Genomic DNA, 14,622 nt, shown 5'->3' with positions numbered 1-14,622 from the left:
CCTCCGGCGAGGATCGACGGCCCTTCCCGCGGCGAGGACAGGCCGCCATGAGGGCCGATCGGGAAGCCGCCACGTCGCGCCTTCCCGCCACCTCCGTCGCCTCACGTCCAGCCGGCCGAGAACGGCGGATTCCCCTCGGGCCTCTCTCGGGCGGTTGTTGGCGCGGGGACTCGGAGGGGGACGAGGCACGCCCCGATCGCGGCCGGCGATCGGCCCGGCGTCCCCGGCCCTGTCGCGTCCGATTCCGCGAGGGTAAGCTAGGGCCGTGCGCCCCGGCGCGGGGGCCTCGCCGATCACTCGGGAGCGGATCGATGCTCGACGCCCTGGTCATTTCCCCCCATCCCGACGACGCCGAGCTGGGCGCGGGGGGGACCATCGTCCGGTTGATGAAGCAGGGGTGGAAGGTCGGGATCCTGGACCTCACCAGCGGCGAGCCCACGCCCCTGGGCTCGCCCGAGATCCGGCGCGCCGAGACCGCCGCGGCGAACGAGAAGCTCGGCGACCCCTGGCGCCAGAACCTCGGCCTGCCGAACCGGAGCCTGGAGCCGAGCCTGGCCAACCGCCGGGCGCTGGCGGCCGTCCTGCGCAGGGTCCGGCCCCGGATCCTGTTCGCCCCGTACTGGGAGGACGCCCACCCCGACCACGGCGCGGCGACGAAGCTGGTGGAGGACGCCCGGTTCTGGAGCAAGCTCTCCAAGAGCGACATCCCCGGCGAGCCCTTCCACCCCGCTCGCATCCTCTACTACTTCAGCGTCCACCTGCGGATCGTCGAGCGCCCCAGCCTGGTGCTGGACATCACCGACGAACTCGACGCCAAGGTCGCCGCGCTGAACTGCTACCGGTCGCAGCTCGTGGACAACCAGCCGGCGGACCGGCCGGGCGTGATCGAATCGGTGTGCGACCGCACCCGCTTCTGGGGCCACATGGCGGGCGTCGGCCACGCCGAGCCCTTCGCCAGCCGCGAGCCCGTCGGGCTGTCGCGGCTGGACGCCCTCCTGGTGTAGCGCTCCCCCCGCCGCGGCCCCGGGCGGGGGGAGGCCGGCGCCCGGCTCGGGCTCAGCCGGCGGAGCCCGAGCCGACCGTGTAGAGCCGCCTCATCCGGGTGTAGAAGAGGGCCATGACGCCCAGGAAGGCCCCAAGGGGCAGGGCGAGGGCCAGCACGCCGGGAGCGCCGACCCCCCTGAGGATGCGGGAGATGGGGATCACGGCCCCGTGCAGCACGAACGCCGGGAGGGCGAGGATGCCGATGACCGACAGCGCCTCGACCGGCTTGCGGAGGAAGGCCGGCGGGCGGGGGCTCTGGTGGATCATCCGAGCGAAGCCGGAGCCGATCATGATGATCCCCATGTAGGTCGCCAGCGCCCACGGCTCCTGGCCCGTCGCCGTCATCCATGCCGAGAGGCCGGCGGTCTGATACGACGCGATCAGCCCGAGGCCGGCGACGGCCACGCCGAGGCGGATCAGCGGCAGCCGCGAGAAGGTCGCCGCGTCGGCGGCCTGGCGGAAGGCCGCGCCGAGCGCCGCGCCGAGGAAGGTCGTGGAGGCCATCACGAAGATGTTATACCTCGCGACGAGCATGAGCCGGCCCAGCTCCACCAGGCCATGCCCCCTCGTCGGATCCACGACCGATTTCGCCAGGATCCCGCACCCGAGCATCGCCATCGCCGCCAGGAGGAAGGTCGCCACCGCGGCCTTCGAACGCGCCGCGGGGAGCAGCAGGACCGGGCTGGCGATCACGGCGAAGAGGTAGTAGACCAGCACCGAGTAGACCGAGGCGACGACCAGGTCATCCGGCCGCTTATCCCCGGGAGAGAGCAGCGCGGCGCCCGCGTTCGCGGCGGCCAGTAGCAGGATACCGCCGAGGAGCAACGCCGCGTTGCGCCGCGCGACCGTCATGAACCGGCCGGGGTTGGAGCGATAGAGGGGGAGCTGGAAGTATCCCCACCCCATCCCGAACACCAGCGCGAACCCGGGCGTGCCCAGGCGGAACAGCGGGTTCAGGAGGTCGATGACCTCGGCGGAGGCCCCGGGGATCCGGGCCACCACGCCGGGCAGCCAGTGGACCGCGATCACGAGCAGCACCAGGGCCCCTCGGACGGTGTTGATGACCTGCCCCCCGAGCTTGGCGGCAAGCTGCCCCTCGGACATCGAGGTCTCGCGGCCCTCCATCTCGTCGACGATCTGCTGGATCGTCTTGCCCTCGAAGACCTTCCTGGCGATCTCGCGGGGGATGTCCAGCCGCTCGATCTGGATCATGACGGAGATCATCCCGAGCGAGTCGCCCCCCAGGTCGGTGAAGCTCTTGTCCGTCGGGACGGACTCCATGCCCAGGACGCTCCGCCATGCCGAGACGATCCGATCCTTGACGGCATCGCTCTCCGCGCCCGCGGGGGCGGGGGGGGACGCCGCGGGCGGGACCGCCGCGACTCGCGGGGGCGGCGACGCCTCCACGATCGCCGCGAGTTCCCGGCGCCTGACCTTGCCGGTGGGCGTCCTGGGGATCTCGTCGCATCGGGCGAAGCGAAGCACGCCCGCGGCCCCCCCCAGGCCGAACCTGGCCGCCACGGCCCGCGCGGCCGCCTCGACGCTCGCCTGGGCTTGAGGGCACCCCTCCTCGACGACGACGAGGACCGCCTCCCCCCGCAACTCGTCCGGGGCCGGGCCGACCGCCACGCCCCCCGCCAGGCCCAGCTCCTGGAGCAGCGCCCGCTCGAACGGCTCGGAGGGGATCTTCGTCCCCCCGCAGTTGATTAGGTCGTCGGCGCGGCCGCCGTAGTACAGGGCGCCGTCCCGGATCTCGCCCAGGTCGTTCGTCTGGAGCCAGCCCTCCTCGTCGACGAGCGGATGGATCGCGCCGTCCCGCAGCTCTCCCAGGCCGACGTGCGGGCCGCGGATGCGGATCCGACCGTCGGCCGCGATGTCGACCTCGGTCATCCCGACCGCTCGGCCCACCCCCTCGAGCTCGGCCCCCGAGGCGCGGGAGATGTCGAGGAGGGTCGTCCGCGACGCCTCGGTCAGGCCGTAATGCTGCATGATCACGGCGTTCGGGAACATCGCCTTGAGCTGCTCCTTCTCGGGGCGGCTCATCCACTGGCTCCCGATCTCGATCCAGCGGACCTCGCGCCCCGCGTCACCGATCAGGTGCGGGGCCCGGAAGAACGCCCGCCACTGGGTCGGGACCGCGGAGATGGCGTTGACCTCGCCGCGGCCGATCATCTCCACGAGTTCCAGGGGGTTGAACCCGTGCTCGGGGAGGAAGCAGGCCCCGCCGACCGCCGCCACGGCCCGGCAGCGGCCGAAGCCGAAGCTGTAATTGACCGGCACGCCGACGTACTCCCGGACGTCCGGCCCGAGCGCCATCGCGTCGTTCAGGCGCCGCACGACGTCGCTCAGGGCCGCGTGCGAGAGCAAGATCCCCTTCGGCGCCCCCGTCGTGCCCGACGTGAAGCACAGATGCGCCGGGGCGTCGCTGTCGCTGGGGACGTGCGAGAACCGATGCCAGCCGTGCGACGGGGCGGGCGAGACCGAGCCCTTGATCCGCACGCCTCGCGGCACCTCGGAGGCGGCCATCCCCGACGGCCGGATCATCACGACCGACCCCTCTTCATAGCACCGAAACACCTGCGCCACGTAGTCGGCGCTATTGGCGGCGTCGACCGCGACGACCTCAAGCTCCGTCAACCTGGCCGGGGCGAAAGTCGCGGGCATCCTGGGCTCCTCGGCTGCGAATCCGGATGAGATCCCGGATCGATTCAATGTGAATAGGGCTTGGTCGGGGTGATCCATGGGGGTGATGCACGGGGGAAATCGAGGGCGGCGCCGCCGGCGCGGGGACGTGCCCGCGTCAGGGAGATCGACGGCTGACGACCGTGGAGGCATACAGCTTAGGAATTTGTTGTTTGCGAACGAAAGGGCGATGTTAAAAAACGCTAATCATGGCCTTCATACCGCCCCGCCTCGACGCCCGAGGCCCGTAATTACGCTGAATCACCGGGGCGTGACGCCGGCCATGCCGTTGCGACCGTCAGATAGGCCGAGCGAAATTGTACAGTTTAAGAAATCCGGTTTTCTGAACGTACTGGCGTTATTAAAAAACGCCAACCTTGGCCTTGGCGATGACTTTCCTCGACGTCGGTGGCCCGGAGTCACGACGGCGATCGCGGCGCGAGCGCTGTCCCTGGAGGGGGCGGAGGCCCGATCGCGCCCGCCTTGGAGCCCGGGGGCCTCGACGATGTCGCGGGGAGTGCCTTTGGCGGCGCGCGGGGGGATGGTAGAACGAGGGGGGTGCCCGCGTTCCCTGTCCAGGATCCACGCCATGACTTCCATCCTCCTCGCCCTCGTGTCCGCGACGCTCGCCGCGCCCGCGCCGATCGAGCCGATCGTCTACAAGACCCCGGACCGCCTGCCCGACGCCGCGCGGTTGCTGTCGCCCTCGCGGATCCAGCTCGGCGGGTGGCTGGGGGGCCGGGTCGCGCTCAACGAGTCGGCCAGGCTGCGCGAGGTCGACATGGAGCCGCTGCTGGCCGGCTATCGCCGGCGGCCGGGGAGCCATCCCTGGATCGGCGAGCACGTCGGCAAGTGGCTGCACGCGGCGACGCTCGCCTGGGCGAACACCGGGGACGAGGCGCTGAAGGCCAAGCTCGACGCCGTCGTCGCCGAGCTGGTCGCCTGCCAGGAGCCCGACGGCTACCTCGGCACTTACGAGCCCGGCAGGCGCTTCGGGCTGTTCCCGGGGGCCGACTGGGACGTCTGGTCGCACAAGTACAACCTGATCGGCCTGCTGACCTACCACCGGTACACCGGCGACGCGAAGGCCCTGGACGCCTGCCGCAAGATGGCCGACCTGCTCATCGCCACCTTCCCCGCCGAGCGGAGCATCCTGGCGGCGGGGACGCACGTCGGCATGGCGGCGACGAGCGTGTTGGAGCCGGTCGTCCTGCTGTATCGGGCGACGGGCGAGGCGAAGTACCTGGACTTCGCCCGCTACATCGTGGCGTCTTGGGACGAGCCCGGCGGGCCGGGCATCCTCTCCCGGCTGGCGGCCGGCAAGGGGGTGGACGAGGTCGGCAACGGCAAGGCTTACGAGATGCTGTCGAACCTCGTCGGCCTCTGCGAGCTGGCCCGCGCGACGGGCGACCGGCGGTATCTCGACCCCGTCATCCACGCCTGGGACGACGTCGTCGCCAACCGGCTCTACCTCACCGGATCGGCCAGCGCGAGGGAGCACTTCCTCGCGGCCCACGTCCTGCCCAATGGCGCCTCCGCGCACGTCGGCGAGGTCTGCGTCACGACGACCTGGATCCAGCTATCCCTGCAGCTCCTCCGTTTCACCGGCGAGCGCAAGTACGCCGACGAGATCGAGCGGGCGGCCTACAACCACCTGGCCGCCGCCCAGCACCCGGCCGGCTCGGACTGGTGCTACTACACGGCGCTCGAAGGGCGGAAGAAGTACGACGCCCACATCACCTGCTGCCACTCCAGCGGCCCCCGCGGGATAGCGCTGGTGGTCCAGGAAGCGTACCTCCTGTCCGAGATCGACGGCCGGCCCGCGGTGATCGTCGAGACCCGCGAGACCTCTCGCGCCACGATCCCGACCCCCGTCGGCGAGGTCGTCCTGGAGCAGCGGAGCGAGTTCCCGCGCGTCGGCCGGAGCACGCTGACCATCCGCGCGCCCCGGCCCGTCGCGCTGACGCTGGCGATCCCGCGGCCCTGGTGGAGCCGCCGGCAGACTGTCTCGGCGAGGGGATCGTCGGCCGAGCTGCGCGTGCTGCCCGACGGCGGGATCATCCTGGCTTCCGACGCCTGGGTCGACGGCACGGAGATCCAGATCAACCTGGATCTGGAATTGAAGGCGGCCCCCGGCGGTGACTCGAACCCCGACCGCCAGGCCCTGACCTGGGGCCCGTTCGTCCTGGCTTACGACGAGGCCCGCAACCCCGAGGGCCCCCCCGCGCGGGCCGTCGGTTTCACGCCGGTCGAGGGGCGAGTCGAACCGACCGCCGGCGACGGGCTCGCCTTCACGGTCCCTGTCGTGGGCAAGAGCCCGAGCACGCCGACGCCCGGGGTCTTCGTCCCGTTCGCGGAGGCCGGCGCGACCGGGGGGGCGTATCGCGTCTGGCTCCGCGCGCCGGGCGTGGCGCTCGTCCCGAACGCGTCGCTGCTGGCGTACGCGGAGGAGTCGCGCTCGCGCGAGGGGAACGTCGAGGGCTCGATCAACGACGGCGACCCGGAGAGCTACGTCGTCACGTTCGACGACCGCAAGCCGAGGGACGGCGAGGACTGGTACGCGGTCGATCTCGCCGCGCCGGCGCGGGTCGGCCGGGTCGTCTATCGCCACGGGAACAGCTTCCATGACGGCGGCTGGTTCGACGCGTCGAAGGGGAAGCCGCGGATCGAGGTCCGTCGCGAGCCCGGCGGGCCGTGGGAGCCCGTCGGCGAGCTGGCCGATTACCCGGCGACCGACGCAACCCGCGACGCGTGCATCGCCCCCGGGCAGGCGTTCGAACTGAAGCTCAAGGAGACGATCGAGGTCGTCGGCGCGCGGGTGATCGGGACGCCGGCGTCGGGCGACGCTCCAGACCAGGCGTTCTCGTCTTGCGCGGAGTTGGAGGCGTTCGCCGAGTGACCCGCGGGCCCCTGGGAGTTGCCCCCACGCCGCCGGCGCGCTAGAGTCGGCGGCGTGCGAGGTCGATCCGATCCCCTCCCAGGAGCCGACGATGACGAACGCCACTAACCGCCGTGGTTTCCTGAACGCCGTGGGGGTCGCCGCGGCCTTCCCGACCATCGTCCCGGCGCGGGCGCTGGGGAGGGAAGGGGGGGCGGCGCCCAGCGAGCGGATCGGCCTGGGGGTGATCGGCTACGGCCCCCGATGCACGTATGATCTCGGCCCGATGCTCGCCCAGCCGGACGTGCGCTGCGTCGCCGTGTGCGATGTCCAGGCGAGCCGACGCGACGCCGCCAAGGATCGCGTCGACAAGCACAACGGCGACACGTCGTGCGCGGCGATCCGCGACTTCCGCGAGCTGCTCGACCGCGAGGACGTGGACGCCGTGCTGATCGCCACCGGCGACCACTGGCACGCGCACGCCACGATCCTCGCCGCCCGCGCGGGGAAGGACGTTTACAGCGAGAAGCCCTGCGGGCTGACGCTCGACCTTTGCCGCCAGGTGGCCGACGTCATCAACGAAACCGGTCGCGTCTTCCAGGCCGGCACCCAGCGCCGGAGCGTCCCCAACTTCCGGTACGCGGTGGACCTAGCCCGGAGCGGGAAGCTCGGCAAGCTGAAGACGCTGTACGCCTCGGTCTACTACCCATCGATCGTCTCGCAGTGGTATCCGACCCAGCCGACGCCCGCAAAGGACGTGGTCGAGTGGGATCTGTGGCTCGGCCCATCCCCATGGCGGCCGTACAACGAGGCTTACGTGAAGGGCGGCTGGCGGGCTCACTACGATTTCGAGTCCGGCGCCCGCCTGCTGGACTGGGGCGCGCACACCGTCGACCTCTGCCAGTGGGCCAACGACGCCGACGCGACCGGCCCCGTCTCGTTCGAGCCATCGGAGACGAACATCAAGGCGACGTACGCCAACGGCGTCGAGCTGATCATCGACTTCCTCAAGGAGCCGTTCGGCGATCGCGGCCCGAACTGGATCACCGCGCTGGGGACCTGCCCGGTCCGGTTCGTCGGGGAGGACGGCTGGGTCGAGACGGGCGACAACGGCGGCGTCGAAGTCCAGCCCGACGGCCTCAAGGCGAGCCTGAAGGACCTTCCCTCCGGTGCCCATGACAGCGGCCTGGACGTCGGCGCCCATGCGCGGAACTGGCTCGACTGCATCAAGACCCGCGAGAAGCCCGCGGCCAACGCCGAGGTCATGCGGAACTCCCACTCCGCCTGCCACGCCGCCGCGGCCTCGTGGATCCTCGGCCGCAAGCTCGACTTCGACCCCGCCACCGGCACCATCACCAACGACGAGGAGGCCGACGGCCTCCGCACTCGCCCTTTCCGCGAACAGTGGAAGGTTTGATTCGCCTCCGTGATTCGCTTCGTTTCGGGTTTCGGCACGGCACGCACGACGTCCTTCCCCCTGGCGGGGGAAGGTGGCCCGAACGGCCGGATGAGGGGGAGGCGAAGCACGCGAAGCGACGGGATTCGCGACGGCCGGTAGGGCCTTCGTCAGCTCCATCAGCCCTCGCGCTAGCCTTCCCCCTCACCTGACCGCTTCGCGGTCTGTCCTCCCCCGCGAGGGGGGATGACGATCATGAAGCCCTTGCCGCTTCCGCTCCGAAGTCCTCGCGAGTCCATCAGCCCGCGAGTTGCGTTCGCGTCGGGCCTTCGGTGAGGGTGCCGTCGACCTGGATCATGTGGCCGGAGAACAGGTTGCCGTCGTCGAACCAGAACTCGAAGGAGCCGTCGGGGTTCACGGCGATCGATTCGAGCTTCAACTTCCGGAGGAACCGCTCGGGGGTGAGCGGGCTCTCGCCCTCGTCGAGCCAATCCTCATTCTTGAGCGGCAGAAGTTGCTGGACGGCGAGATCCTTGACGCGCGTCGTCCACGCCTTGGGCTGACTCCAGAGGGCGCGGGCGGTGGCGAGCGCGAGCTCGGGGGACCCGGACTCGTCGCGGATGACCATCAGCTCGATGGTGGACCGGTACCACCTGACGTCGGCCTTGAACCAGTCGGTGGCGCGGTCAAGGACCAGTTCGCCGAAATCGGGATCCTCGTGGACGACCGGGGTCTTGAGGTCCACCACCAACCGGGCCAGCTCCGGGTCGTCGTCATGGCCGACGAACTCCACGACCTCGGCTCGCGGCTCCCCGATCGCCGAATCCTCGACGACCCTGGCACGCAGGCGGACAACATCGAGGCTGTGGACACGCGACCAGAGCGCGTCGAATTCCTCGGGAGGGATCGTGAACATGGTCGTCAGCTCCCGTGACTTCAGGGGGCCCGAGCCGATCCTCCAGTGACGAAGACTCAGTCGAAGCCTCTTAAGCCCCCCGTCGGCCCCCGAACCGCCTTTGCCGCCGAAGGCGACGATCCCGACGACCTCCTCAATGGGGCGCGCGGCGATCTGCTCGGCGAGGGCCTTCCGGCGCGCCGCCGATTCGGCCTCCCTGGCGGCCTCGTCGTCGTGCTGGCTCATGTCTGGAGTCCTCTCCTGTCCACGGACCGAGGTGATGGGTTCCCCGCCGACAACGTGGCCATCGGGGCACGACAAGCATACATCCTCGCGCAAGCCGGGAGGGGGATCGGCGACCTGTTCGTTCCCGGCGGCCCGCCCGGCGGCCCGCGCGACGATCCTCGGCATGGCGGAGGCCCCGCGAGTTGGCTTCGTTCGCGCGCCGACTTCCTCCTGGGTTACGCCATAATTCTGTGATAGCAAGAGGACTTGCGCCAAAATCGGCTTGGCTTCGTTCGTCAACTTCGAAGTCGTTTTCCTCCCCGCTCCATATTCATCGAGCGTGAAACGCGTCCCCTCTCCCGCCGGGAGAGGGTGGCCCGAAGGGCCGGGTGAGGGTCATCGGAGTTCGGGAGGAGCAACGGCTCATCCCGCGCGGCCGTAGCCAGCTTCGAAGCGCGCCGGCTCTCGTCCCATCGTGGCGCGGACGTTCCGCCCGCGCGGTGTCGGCTGGCGCGTGTGGGCGCAACGACCCCGGCACACTAAAAGCGCGCGGCCGGCGCGGTTCACGAAGCGCGACGACCCTCACCCGCCGCTGGCGCGGCTACCCTCTCCCGGCGGGAGAGGGGACGGATCAAGGACCGCGGGGGATCGTCCTCGGGGCTTTGGCCCCTCGATCAGTACTACGTACGGGTTGTCAAAGAGCACCGTCATCAACACCCGTATGGTCCGCGGCGGGCCCGGCCGGATTTCACGAATCTCGGATAAATCTCCGAGGGCGACCGACGGGCTTCGAACGCCGAAAGGCCGACCGCGCGGACCGGGGAGTCGCGGGGTCGGCCTGTTCGTGTGTTCGATCGATTCGCCGGGGGGCTGGCTAGCTCACCAGGCGAAGTGGGCGAAGGCCTTGTTGGCCTCGGCCATGCGGTGGACGTTCTCGCGACGGGTGACGGCGGCGCCCTCGCGGTTGAAGGCGGCGATCAGCTCGTCGGCGAGCTTGACGGCCATCGGGCGGCCCTTCTTCTCGCGGGCGGCCATGAGGAGCCAGCGGATGGCCAGGGTCTGCTGGCGGGTCTTGTTGACCTGCATCGGGACCTGGTAGGTGGCGCCGCCGACGCGCTTCGAGCGGACCTCGATGATCGGCTTGACGTTCTCGACGGCGCGGGTGAAGACCTCGATCGGCTCCTCGTTGGGGAGCCGCTTCTGGATCAGCTCCATGGCGTCGTAGAAGAGGCGCTGGGCGATGCTCTTCTTGCCGTCGTGCATGACGCAGTTGATGAACTTGCCGGCCAGCTTGGACCCGAAGCGCGGGTCGGGCCGGAGGTGGGTCTTGCTCGCCGTGAACTTGCGGGCCATTTAGGTCGATCCTGCGGGGATTGTGAGCGAATGAATCCTGGGGGATGTCGCCGCGACGGCGCGAGCCGGGGTGGGGCTCGGCGGGCCGGCGCGGCGGGACGGGGTGCTTACTTCTTGCCGCCCTTGGCGGGGGCGCCGGCCTTCTTCCTGGGGGCGCCGTACTTGGAGCGGGCCTGGCGGCGATCGCCGACGCCCTGGCAGTCGAGGACGCCGCGGACGATGTGGTAGCGCACGCCCGGCAGGTCGCGGACGCGACCGCCGCGGATCAGCACGATCGAGTGCTCCTGCAGGTTGTGCCCCTCGCCGCCGATGTAGGCGGTGATCTCCTTGCCGTTGGAGAGCCGCACGCGCGCCACCTTGCGGAGCGCCGAGTTCGGCTTCTTGGGGGTCATCGTCTTGACCTGCAGGCAGACCCCGCGCTTGAACGGGCACCCTTCGAGGACCGGCGACTTCGTCTTGTACTGGACGGGCCGGCGAGGCTTGCGAACGAGCTGATTGATGGTCGGCATGTTCTTTCGTCGTTTCCCTGTCGTCCTTGCTTGGTCCTGTCGGCGGCCGTTGGCCGCGGGGCCAGGAACGACCGACTCGCCGCGAGTCGGGGCGGCCCCCGGGAACCCGCGGACATATCGGCCCGGAACGCTCGGCGCGTTCGGACGACGCTCCCCGGTCGGATTCAGGCGGTCTATCCCGAGCCAAAGGATTTAGTCTACCGGCCATGCCCGCCGTGTCAAGGCGATTGACGCCGCGTTCCCCCGCCCTTACCATCGGGCGCGAGGGACCGACCTTCTTTCGACCGACGACGGAGCGCCGCTTGATCCGGGTCGCCTGGCTCTACGACATGGACGCCTGCCACGCCCCGACAGGCGTCACCCGGCACGCGCTGGCCCAGCTCGAACGGCTCGCCCGCCGGCCCGATTTCGCCGTCACGGCCGTCGCCGGGCGGATCTCGCGGCCCGAGGGGCGGGACTACTGGGACTCGCTCGGCGACCTCCCCCGGCATTCCTTCCCCGCGCGTACGCGCGACCTCCTGCGTTGGTGGCGGGTCGCCCCGATCCCGCCGATCGAGTGGATCGCCGGCCGGCAAGATTGGGTCTATTGCCCGGCGGAATTCCGGGTCAGGACCAGTCGGGCCAGGGTGGCCGTGACCAGCCACGACGTCTTGCAGGGCTTCAAGTTCGGCTCCGAGCGCCTGCGCCGGAACACGGCCGAGGCGTTCCGCCGGGCCGACCTGGTCCTCTCGGTGTCCGAGTTCAACACCGCGCGCCTCCTGGAGGCCGTCCCCGAGTGCGCCGGACGGGTGGCCCACGTCCCCAACGGCGCGGAGGACGTCTTCTTCGAGCCGACCCCCGAGGCCGACCGCGAGGCGATCCGGGCCGACCTGGGCCTGCCCGACGGCCTGCCTTATCTCCTCTCCGTGGCCAACTTCCAGCCCCGCAAGAACCTCGCGCGGCTGGTCCGCGCCGCGGGGAAGTTGTCGGAGGTCGCGGCGGGGGAGCTGGCTTTGGTGCTGCTGGGCGCCGGCGCGCCGGAGGAGGAGCGGACGCTCCGCGAGGCGATCGCCGGCCTGGGGTCGAGGGTCGTCGCGAGGCTCCCCGGATATCGCCAGGGCCCGGCCCTCCGGGCGGCCTACGCGGGGGCGGCGGCCCTGGTCTTCCCGTCGCTCTGCGAGAGCTTCGGCATCCCGGTCGTCGAGGCGATGGCCCAGGGGACTCCCGTCGCCCTGGCCGATTCCACCGCGCTGCCGGAGATCGGCGGCGAGGCCGGCTGGTACTTCGACCCCGAGGACGACGAGGGGATTGTCGCCGCCCTCCGAGACCTCCTCGACCGCCACGACGAGCGAAACCGCCGCGTCGCCCTGGGCCGGACGATCGCCGACGGCTTCCGCTGGGACGCCGCGAACGATCGCCTGGCCGCGGCGCTCCGCGAACGCTCCTGACCGCGAGGGGCCGGGATCGCCTCCCGCGTCAGCCTTCGAAGTCCTCCAGCCGCGGCCCCTTTGAGCGTGGGGCCTTGGCGGCCGTCGGCGCGACGTCCTGGGGCATCAGCTCCTCGACGGCCACGTCCCAGTTCATGTGGCCGATGGAGACGGTCGCCGTCTTCTTGCGCGGGTCGATCTTCACGACGCGGCCGGGGCGGTCGTAGCCGAGGCGGGGGACGACGACCCTGTCGCCCGGCTGGAGCCTGGCGCGGGCCTCGACCAGGTCGGCCTCGCGGCGGCTCTCCAGCTCCAACGCCAGCAGGCGCTCGGCCAGGGCGTCGCGGGTGCGCTCGGCCTCGGCCTGGGCGGCGATGGCCTCCTGCCGCGCCGACTCGGCCTCCTTGCGCATCCTGGCGATGAGGTCCCATTCGGGCACCGTGGAGCCCTGGGCCTGGTCGAGATAGTTCTGGGCGCGGGAGACGAGGTGCTCGGCCATGTCGAGGCGGCGGGCGATCTTCAGGGCGTTCGACTGGCCGACGTCGCCGATGTGGACCTGATAGCGCGGCTGGAGCGTCTCGACGTCGAACTCGACGGCGGCGTTCTCGGCGCGGGGGTTGGTGAGAGCGTAGGTCTTCAGGTCGCCGATGTGGGTCGTCACCATCGCCAGGCCGCCGAACGAGTCCAACTCGTCGAGGATCGCCCTCCCCAGCGCCGCCCCCTCGGCGGGGTCGGTGCCGGCGCCGAGTTCGTCCAGGATGATCAGCGACCGCTCGGACGCCTTGCCGAAGATGTCGGTGATGCGGCGGACGTGCGACGAGAACGTCGAGAGCGACTGTTCCAGGCTCTGCTCGTCGCCGATGTCGGCCAGCACCTCGTCGAAGATGGGGAGCTGCGAGCCCTCGGCGGCGGGGACGTGCAGGCCCATCTGCGACATCACCGCCAGCAGCCCCACCGTCTTCAGCGCGACCGTCTTGCCGCCGGTGTTCGGCCCTGTGATGACCAGGATGCGGAACCGCAGCCCGAGATGCACGTCGATGGGGACGACCTCGCGGCGCGTCGCGGGCTCGACGGGCGCGGGCGGCGGGGGGGCGTCGGCCTCGCCGTTGGTCGTCGCGGTCGCGGTCGCCGGGGCGGGGGAGGGGGGCTCGACGTGGAGCGCGGGGTCGCGGCGGAAGATGGCCTCCAGCAGCGGGTGGCGGGCGCGACGGAGGACGAGCTTCCCCTCGGCGCTCAGGTCGGCGGCCCGCATCTGGTAGTCGATGCTGTAGCGGGCCTTGGCGAAGATGAGGTCGAGTTCCGCCAGGTTGGCCAGCGTGCCGAGCAGGGAGTCGGCGACCTGCCCCACCTGGGCGGTGAGCCAGCGGAGGATGCGGCGGATCTCCTTCTGCTCGCGGGCGCGGAGGTAGGAGAGCTGCGCCGACTTGTCGGCGATGGCGGCGGGCTCGACGTAGACCGTCTCGTTGCTGGCGCTGGAGCGCTGGACGGAGCCGGGGATCTCGCCCCGGTGGTCCTTGGCGACGGGGAGGACGTAGTGATGGCCGACCATCGTGAAGTTGGCGTACCGCAGCGCCCGCCTGACCTCGGGCGAGCGGAGCATGGAGCGAAGCTTCTCCTGGATCTTCCCCTCGACCTCCTCCATCTCGCGGCGGATGTTGGAGAGGCGTCGGCTGGCGGTGTCGAGGACGCGCGAGCGGGCGTCGAGGCAGCCCTCGATCGCCGTGCGGACCTGGCCGAACTCGCCGACGTCGGCGCGCATGCCGCCGAGCCTGGGGAAGTTGTCGCCGTGGCGTTCGAGCCAGTCGCCGAGGGCGGCGACGGAGCGCAGGGTCTCGGCGACCTCGGACAGCTCCTCTGCCTCCAGCATCGCGCCGACCTGCGCGCGGCGGACGAGCGGCCGGATGTCGTGGAGCCCCCCCAGCGGGGGGCGAAGGCCGGAGCGCAGGGCCTCGACCATCTCGGTCGCGACGGCGTGCCGCGCGGCGATCTCGGCGGCGTCGCGCGAGGGCTCCAGCGACCGCGCGGCCTCCTTGCCCAGCGAGCACGCGGCGCGGGCGGCGACCAGCTCCTTGATCTTGGAGACGCCTAGCAATTCGAGCGTGTGACTGTCCATCTCGCCTCTCGGGTGGCGACGCGCCGACGGGATTCCCCTCGGATGCGCAAGGCCGCGGCGCGGTTCGCGTCGTCGCTCGATTATGACGGACCGGCGCGACGCGAGGCCATCCCAACAGCCG

Annotated in this window: 9 protein-coding genes; 4 read left to right on the top strand and 5 right to left on the bottom strand. The window is 70.9% G+C overall.

What is annotated here, in order from left to right; genetic code table 11:
* Nucleotides 1–311: 311 nt before the first annotated feature.
* Complete coding sequence (gene bshB1, locus WG209_RS24665; protein WP_337177773.1) at nucleotides 312–1,004, top strand: bacillithiol biosynthesis deacetylase BshB1; 693 nt, start codon at nucleotides 312–314, stop codon at nucleotides 1,002–1,004.
* A 52-nt stretch (nucleotides 1,005–1,056) separates the two neighbouring features.
* Here bshB1 and WG209_RS24660 read toward each other — a convergent pair whose 3' ends face one another.
* Nucleotides 1,057–3,708, bottom strand: coding sequence for an AMP-binding protein (locus WG209_RS24660; protein ID WP_337177772.1), 2,652 nt, complete (start codon nucleotides 3,706–3,708; stop codon nucleotides 1,057–1,059).
* A gap of 607 nt (nucleotides 3,709–4,315) precedes the next feature.
* On the opposite strand from WG209_RS24660, the gene WG209_RS24655 reads away from it, so the two are divergent.
* Nucleotides 4,316–6,625, top strand: coding sequence for a beta-L-arabinofuranosidase domain-containing protein (locus WG209_RS24655; RefSeq protein WP_337177771.1), 2,310 nt, complete (start codon nucleotides 4,316–4,318; stop codon nucleotides 6,623–6,625).
* Nucleotides 6,626–6,716: 91 nt separating this feature from the next.
* Nucleotides 6,717–8,021: a Gfo/Idh/MocA family oxidoreductase gene (locus WG209_RS24650; RefSeq protein WP_337177770.1), complete on the top strand. Its 1,305-nt coding sequence runs from the start codon at nucleotides 6,717–6,719 to the stop codon at nucleotides 8,019–8,021.
* 277 nt (nucleotides 8,022–8,298) lie between these two features.
* Here the strand turns inward: WG209_RS24650 and WG209_RS24645 are convergent, their stop codons facing one another.
* The 3 genes from WG209_RS24645 to rpsL form a co-directional block, all read right to left on the bottom strand.
* Nucleotides 8,299–9,141, bottom strand: a complete 843-nt coding sequence (locus WG209_RS24645; protein ID WP_337177769.1) for a DUF2262 domain-containing protein — start codon at nucleotides 9,139–9,141, stop codon at nucleotides 8,299–8,301.
* Nucleotides 9,142–9,999: 858 nt separating this feature from the next.
* Entirely contained in the window at nucleotides 10,000–10,473 is a 474-nt protein-coding gene (gene rpsG / locus WG209_RS24640; RefSeq protein ID WP_337177768.1) for a 30S ribosomal protein S7, read from the bottom strand.
* Nucleotides 10,474–10,580: 107 nt separating this feature from the next.
* Nucleotides 10,581–10,982 carry a 30S ribosomal protein S12 gene (rpsL, locus tag WG209_RS24635; RefSeq protein WP_337177767.1) on the bottom strand — a complete coding sequence of 134 codons (402 nt, stop codon included), beginning with the start codon at nucleotides 10,980–10,982 and terminating at the stop codon, nucleotides 10,581–10,583.
* Between the two features lie 302 nt (nucleotides 10,983–11,284).
* On the opposite strand from rpsL, the gene WG209_RS24630 reads away from it, so the two are divergent.
* Nucleotides 11,285–12,409, top strand: coding sequence for a glycosyltransferase family 1 protein (locus tag WG209_RS24630; protein ID WP_337177766.1), 1,125 nt, complete (start codon nucleotides 11,285–11,287; stop codon nucleotides 12,407–12,409).
* 28 nt (nucleotides 12,410–12,437) lie between these two features.
* Here WG209_RS24630 and WG209_RS24625 read toward each other — a convergent pair whose 3' ends face one another.
* Nucleotides 12,438–14,501 (bottom strand): DNA strand exchange inhibitor protein, encoded by a 2,064-nt coding sequence (locus WG209_RS24625; RefSeq protein WP_337177765.1) that lies wholly within the window; start codon nucleotides 14,499–14,501, stop codon nucleotides 12,438–12,440.
* Between the last annotated feature and the right edge of the window lie 121 nt (nucleotides 14,502–14,622).

Origin of the sequence: Paludisphaera sp. (genome assembly GCF_037189885.1) — a bacterium.
In the GTDB taxonomy this organism is placed as follows: Bacteria; Planctomycetota; Planctomycetia; order Isosphaerales; family Isosphaeraceae; genus Paludisphaera.
Note: the sequence above shows the minus strand (reverse complement) of the source record. Positions and strands in the feature narration are given on the sequence as shown.

Coding starts and splice junctions, on each gene's coding strand:
- WG209_RS24650 (WP_337177770.1), top strand. CDS start 6,717: ATGACGAACGCCACTAACCGCCGTGGTTTCCTGAACGCCGTGGGGGTC.
- rpsG (WP_337177768.1), bottom strand. CDS start 10,473: ATGGCCCGCAAGTTCACGGCGAGCAAGACCCACCTCCGGCCCGACCCG.
- WG209_RS24655 (WP_337177771.1), top strand. CDS start 4,316: ATGACTTCCATCCTCCTCGCCCTCGTGTCCGCGACGCTCGCCGCGCCC.
- bshB1 (WP_337177773.1), top strand. CDS start 312: ATGCTCGACGCCCTGGTCATTTCCCCCCATCCCGACGACGCCGAGCTG.
- WG209_RS24660 (WP_337177772.1), bottom strand. CDS start 3,708: ATGCCCGCGACTTTCGCCCCGGCCAGGTTGACGGAGCTTGAGGTCGTC.
- WG209_RS24645 (WP_337177769.1), bottom strand. CDS start 9,141: ATGAGCCAGCACGACGACGAGGCCGCCAGGGAGGCCGAATCGGCGGCG.
- WG209_RS24625 (WP_337177765.1), bottom strand. CDS start 14,501: ATGGACAGTCACACGCTCGAATTGCTAGGCGTCTCCAAGATCAAGGAG.
- rpsL (WP_337177767.1), bottom strand. CDS start 10,982: ATGCCGACCATCAATCAGCTCGTTCGCAAGCCTCGCCGGCCCGTCCAG.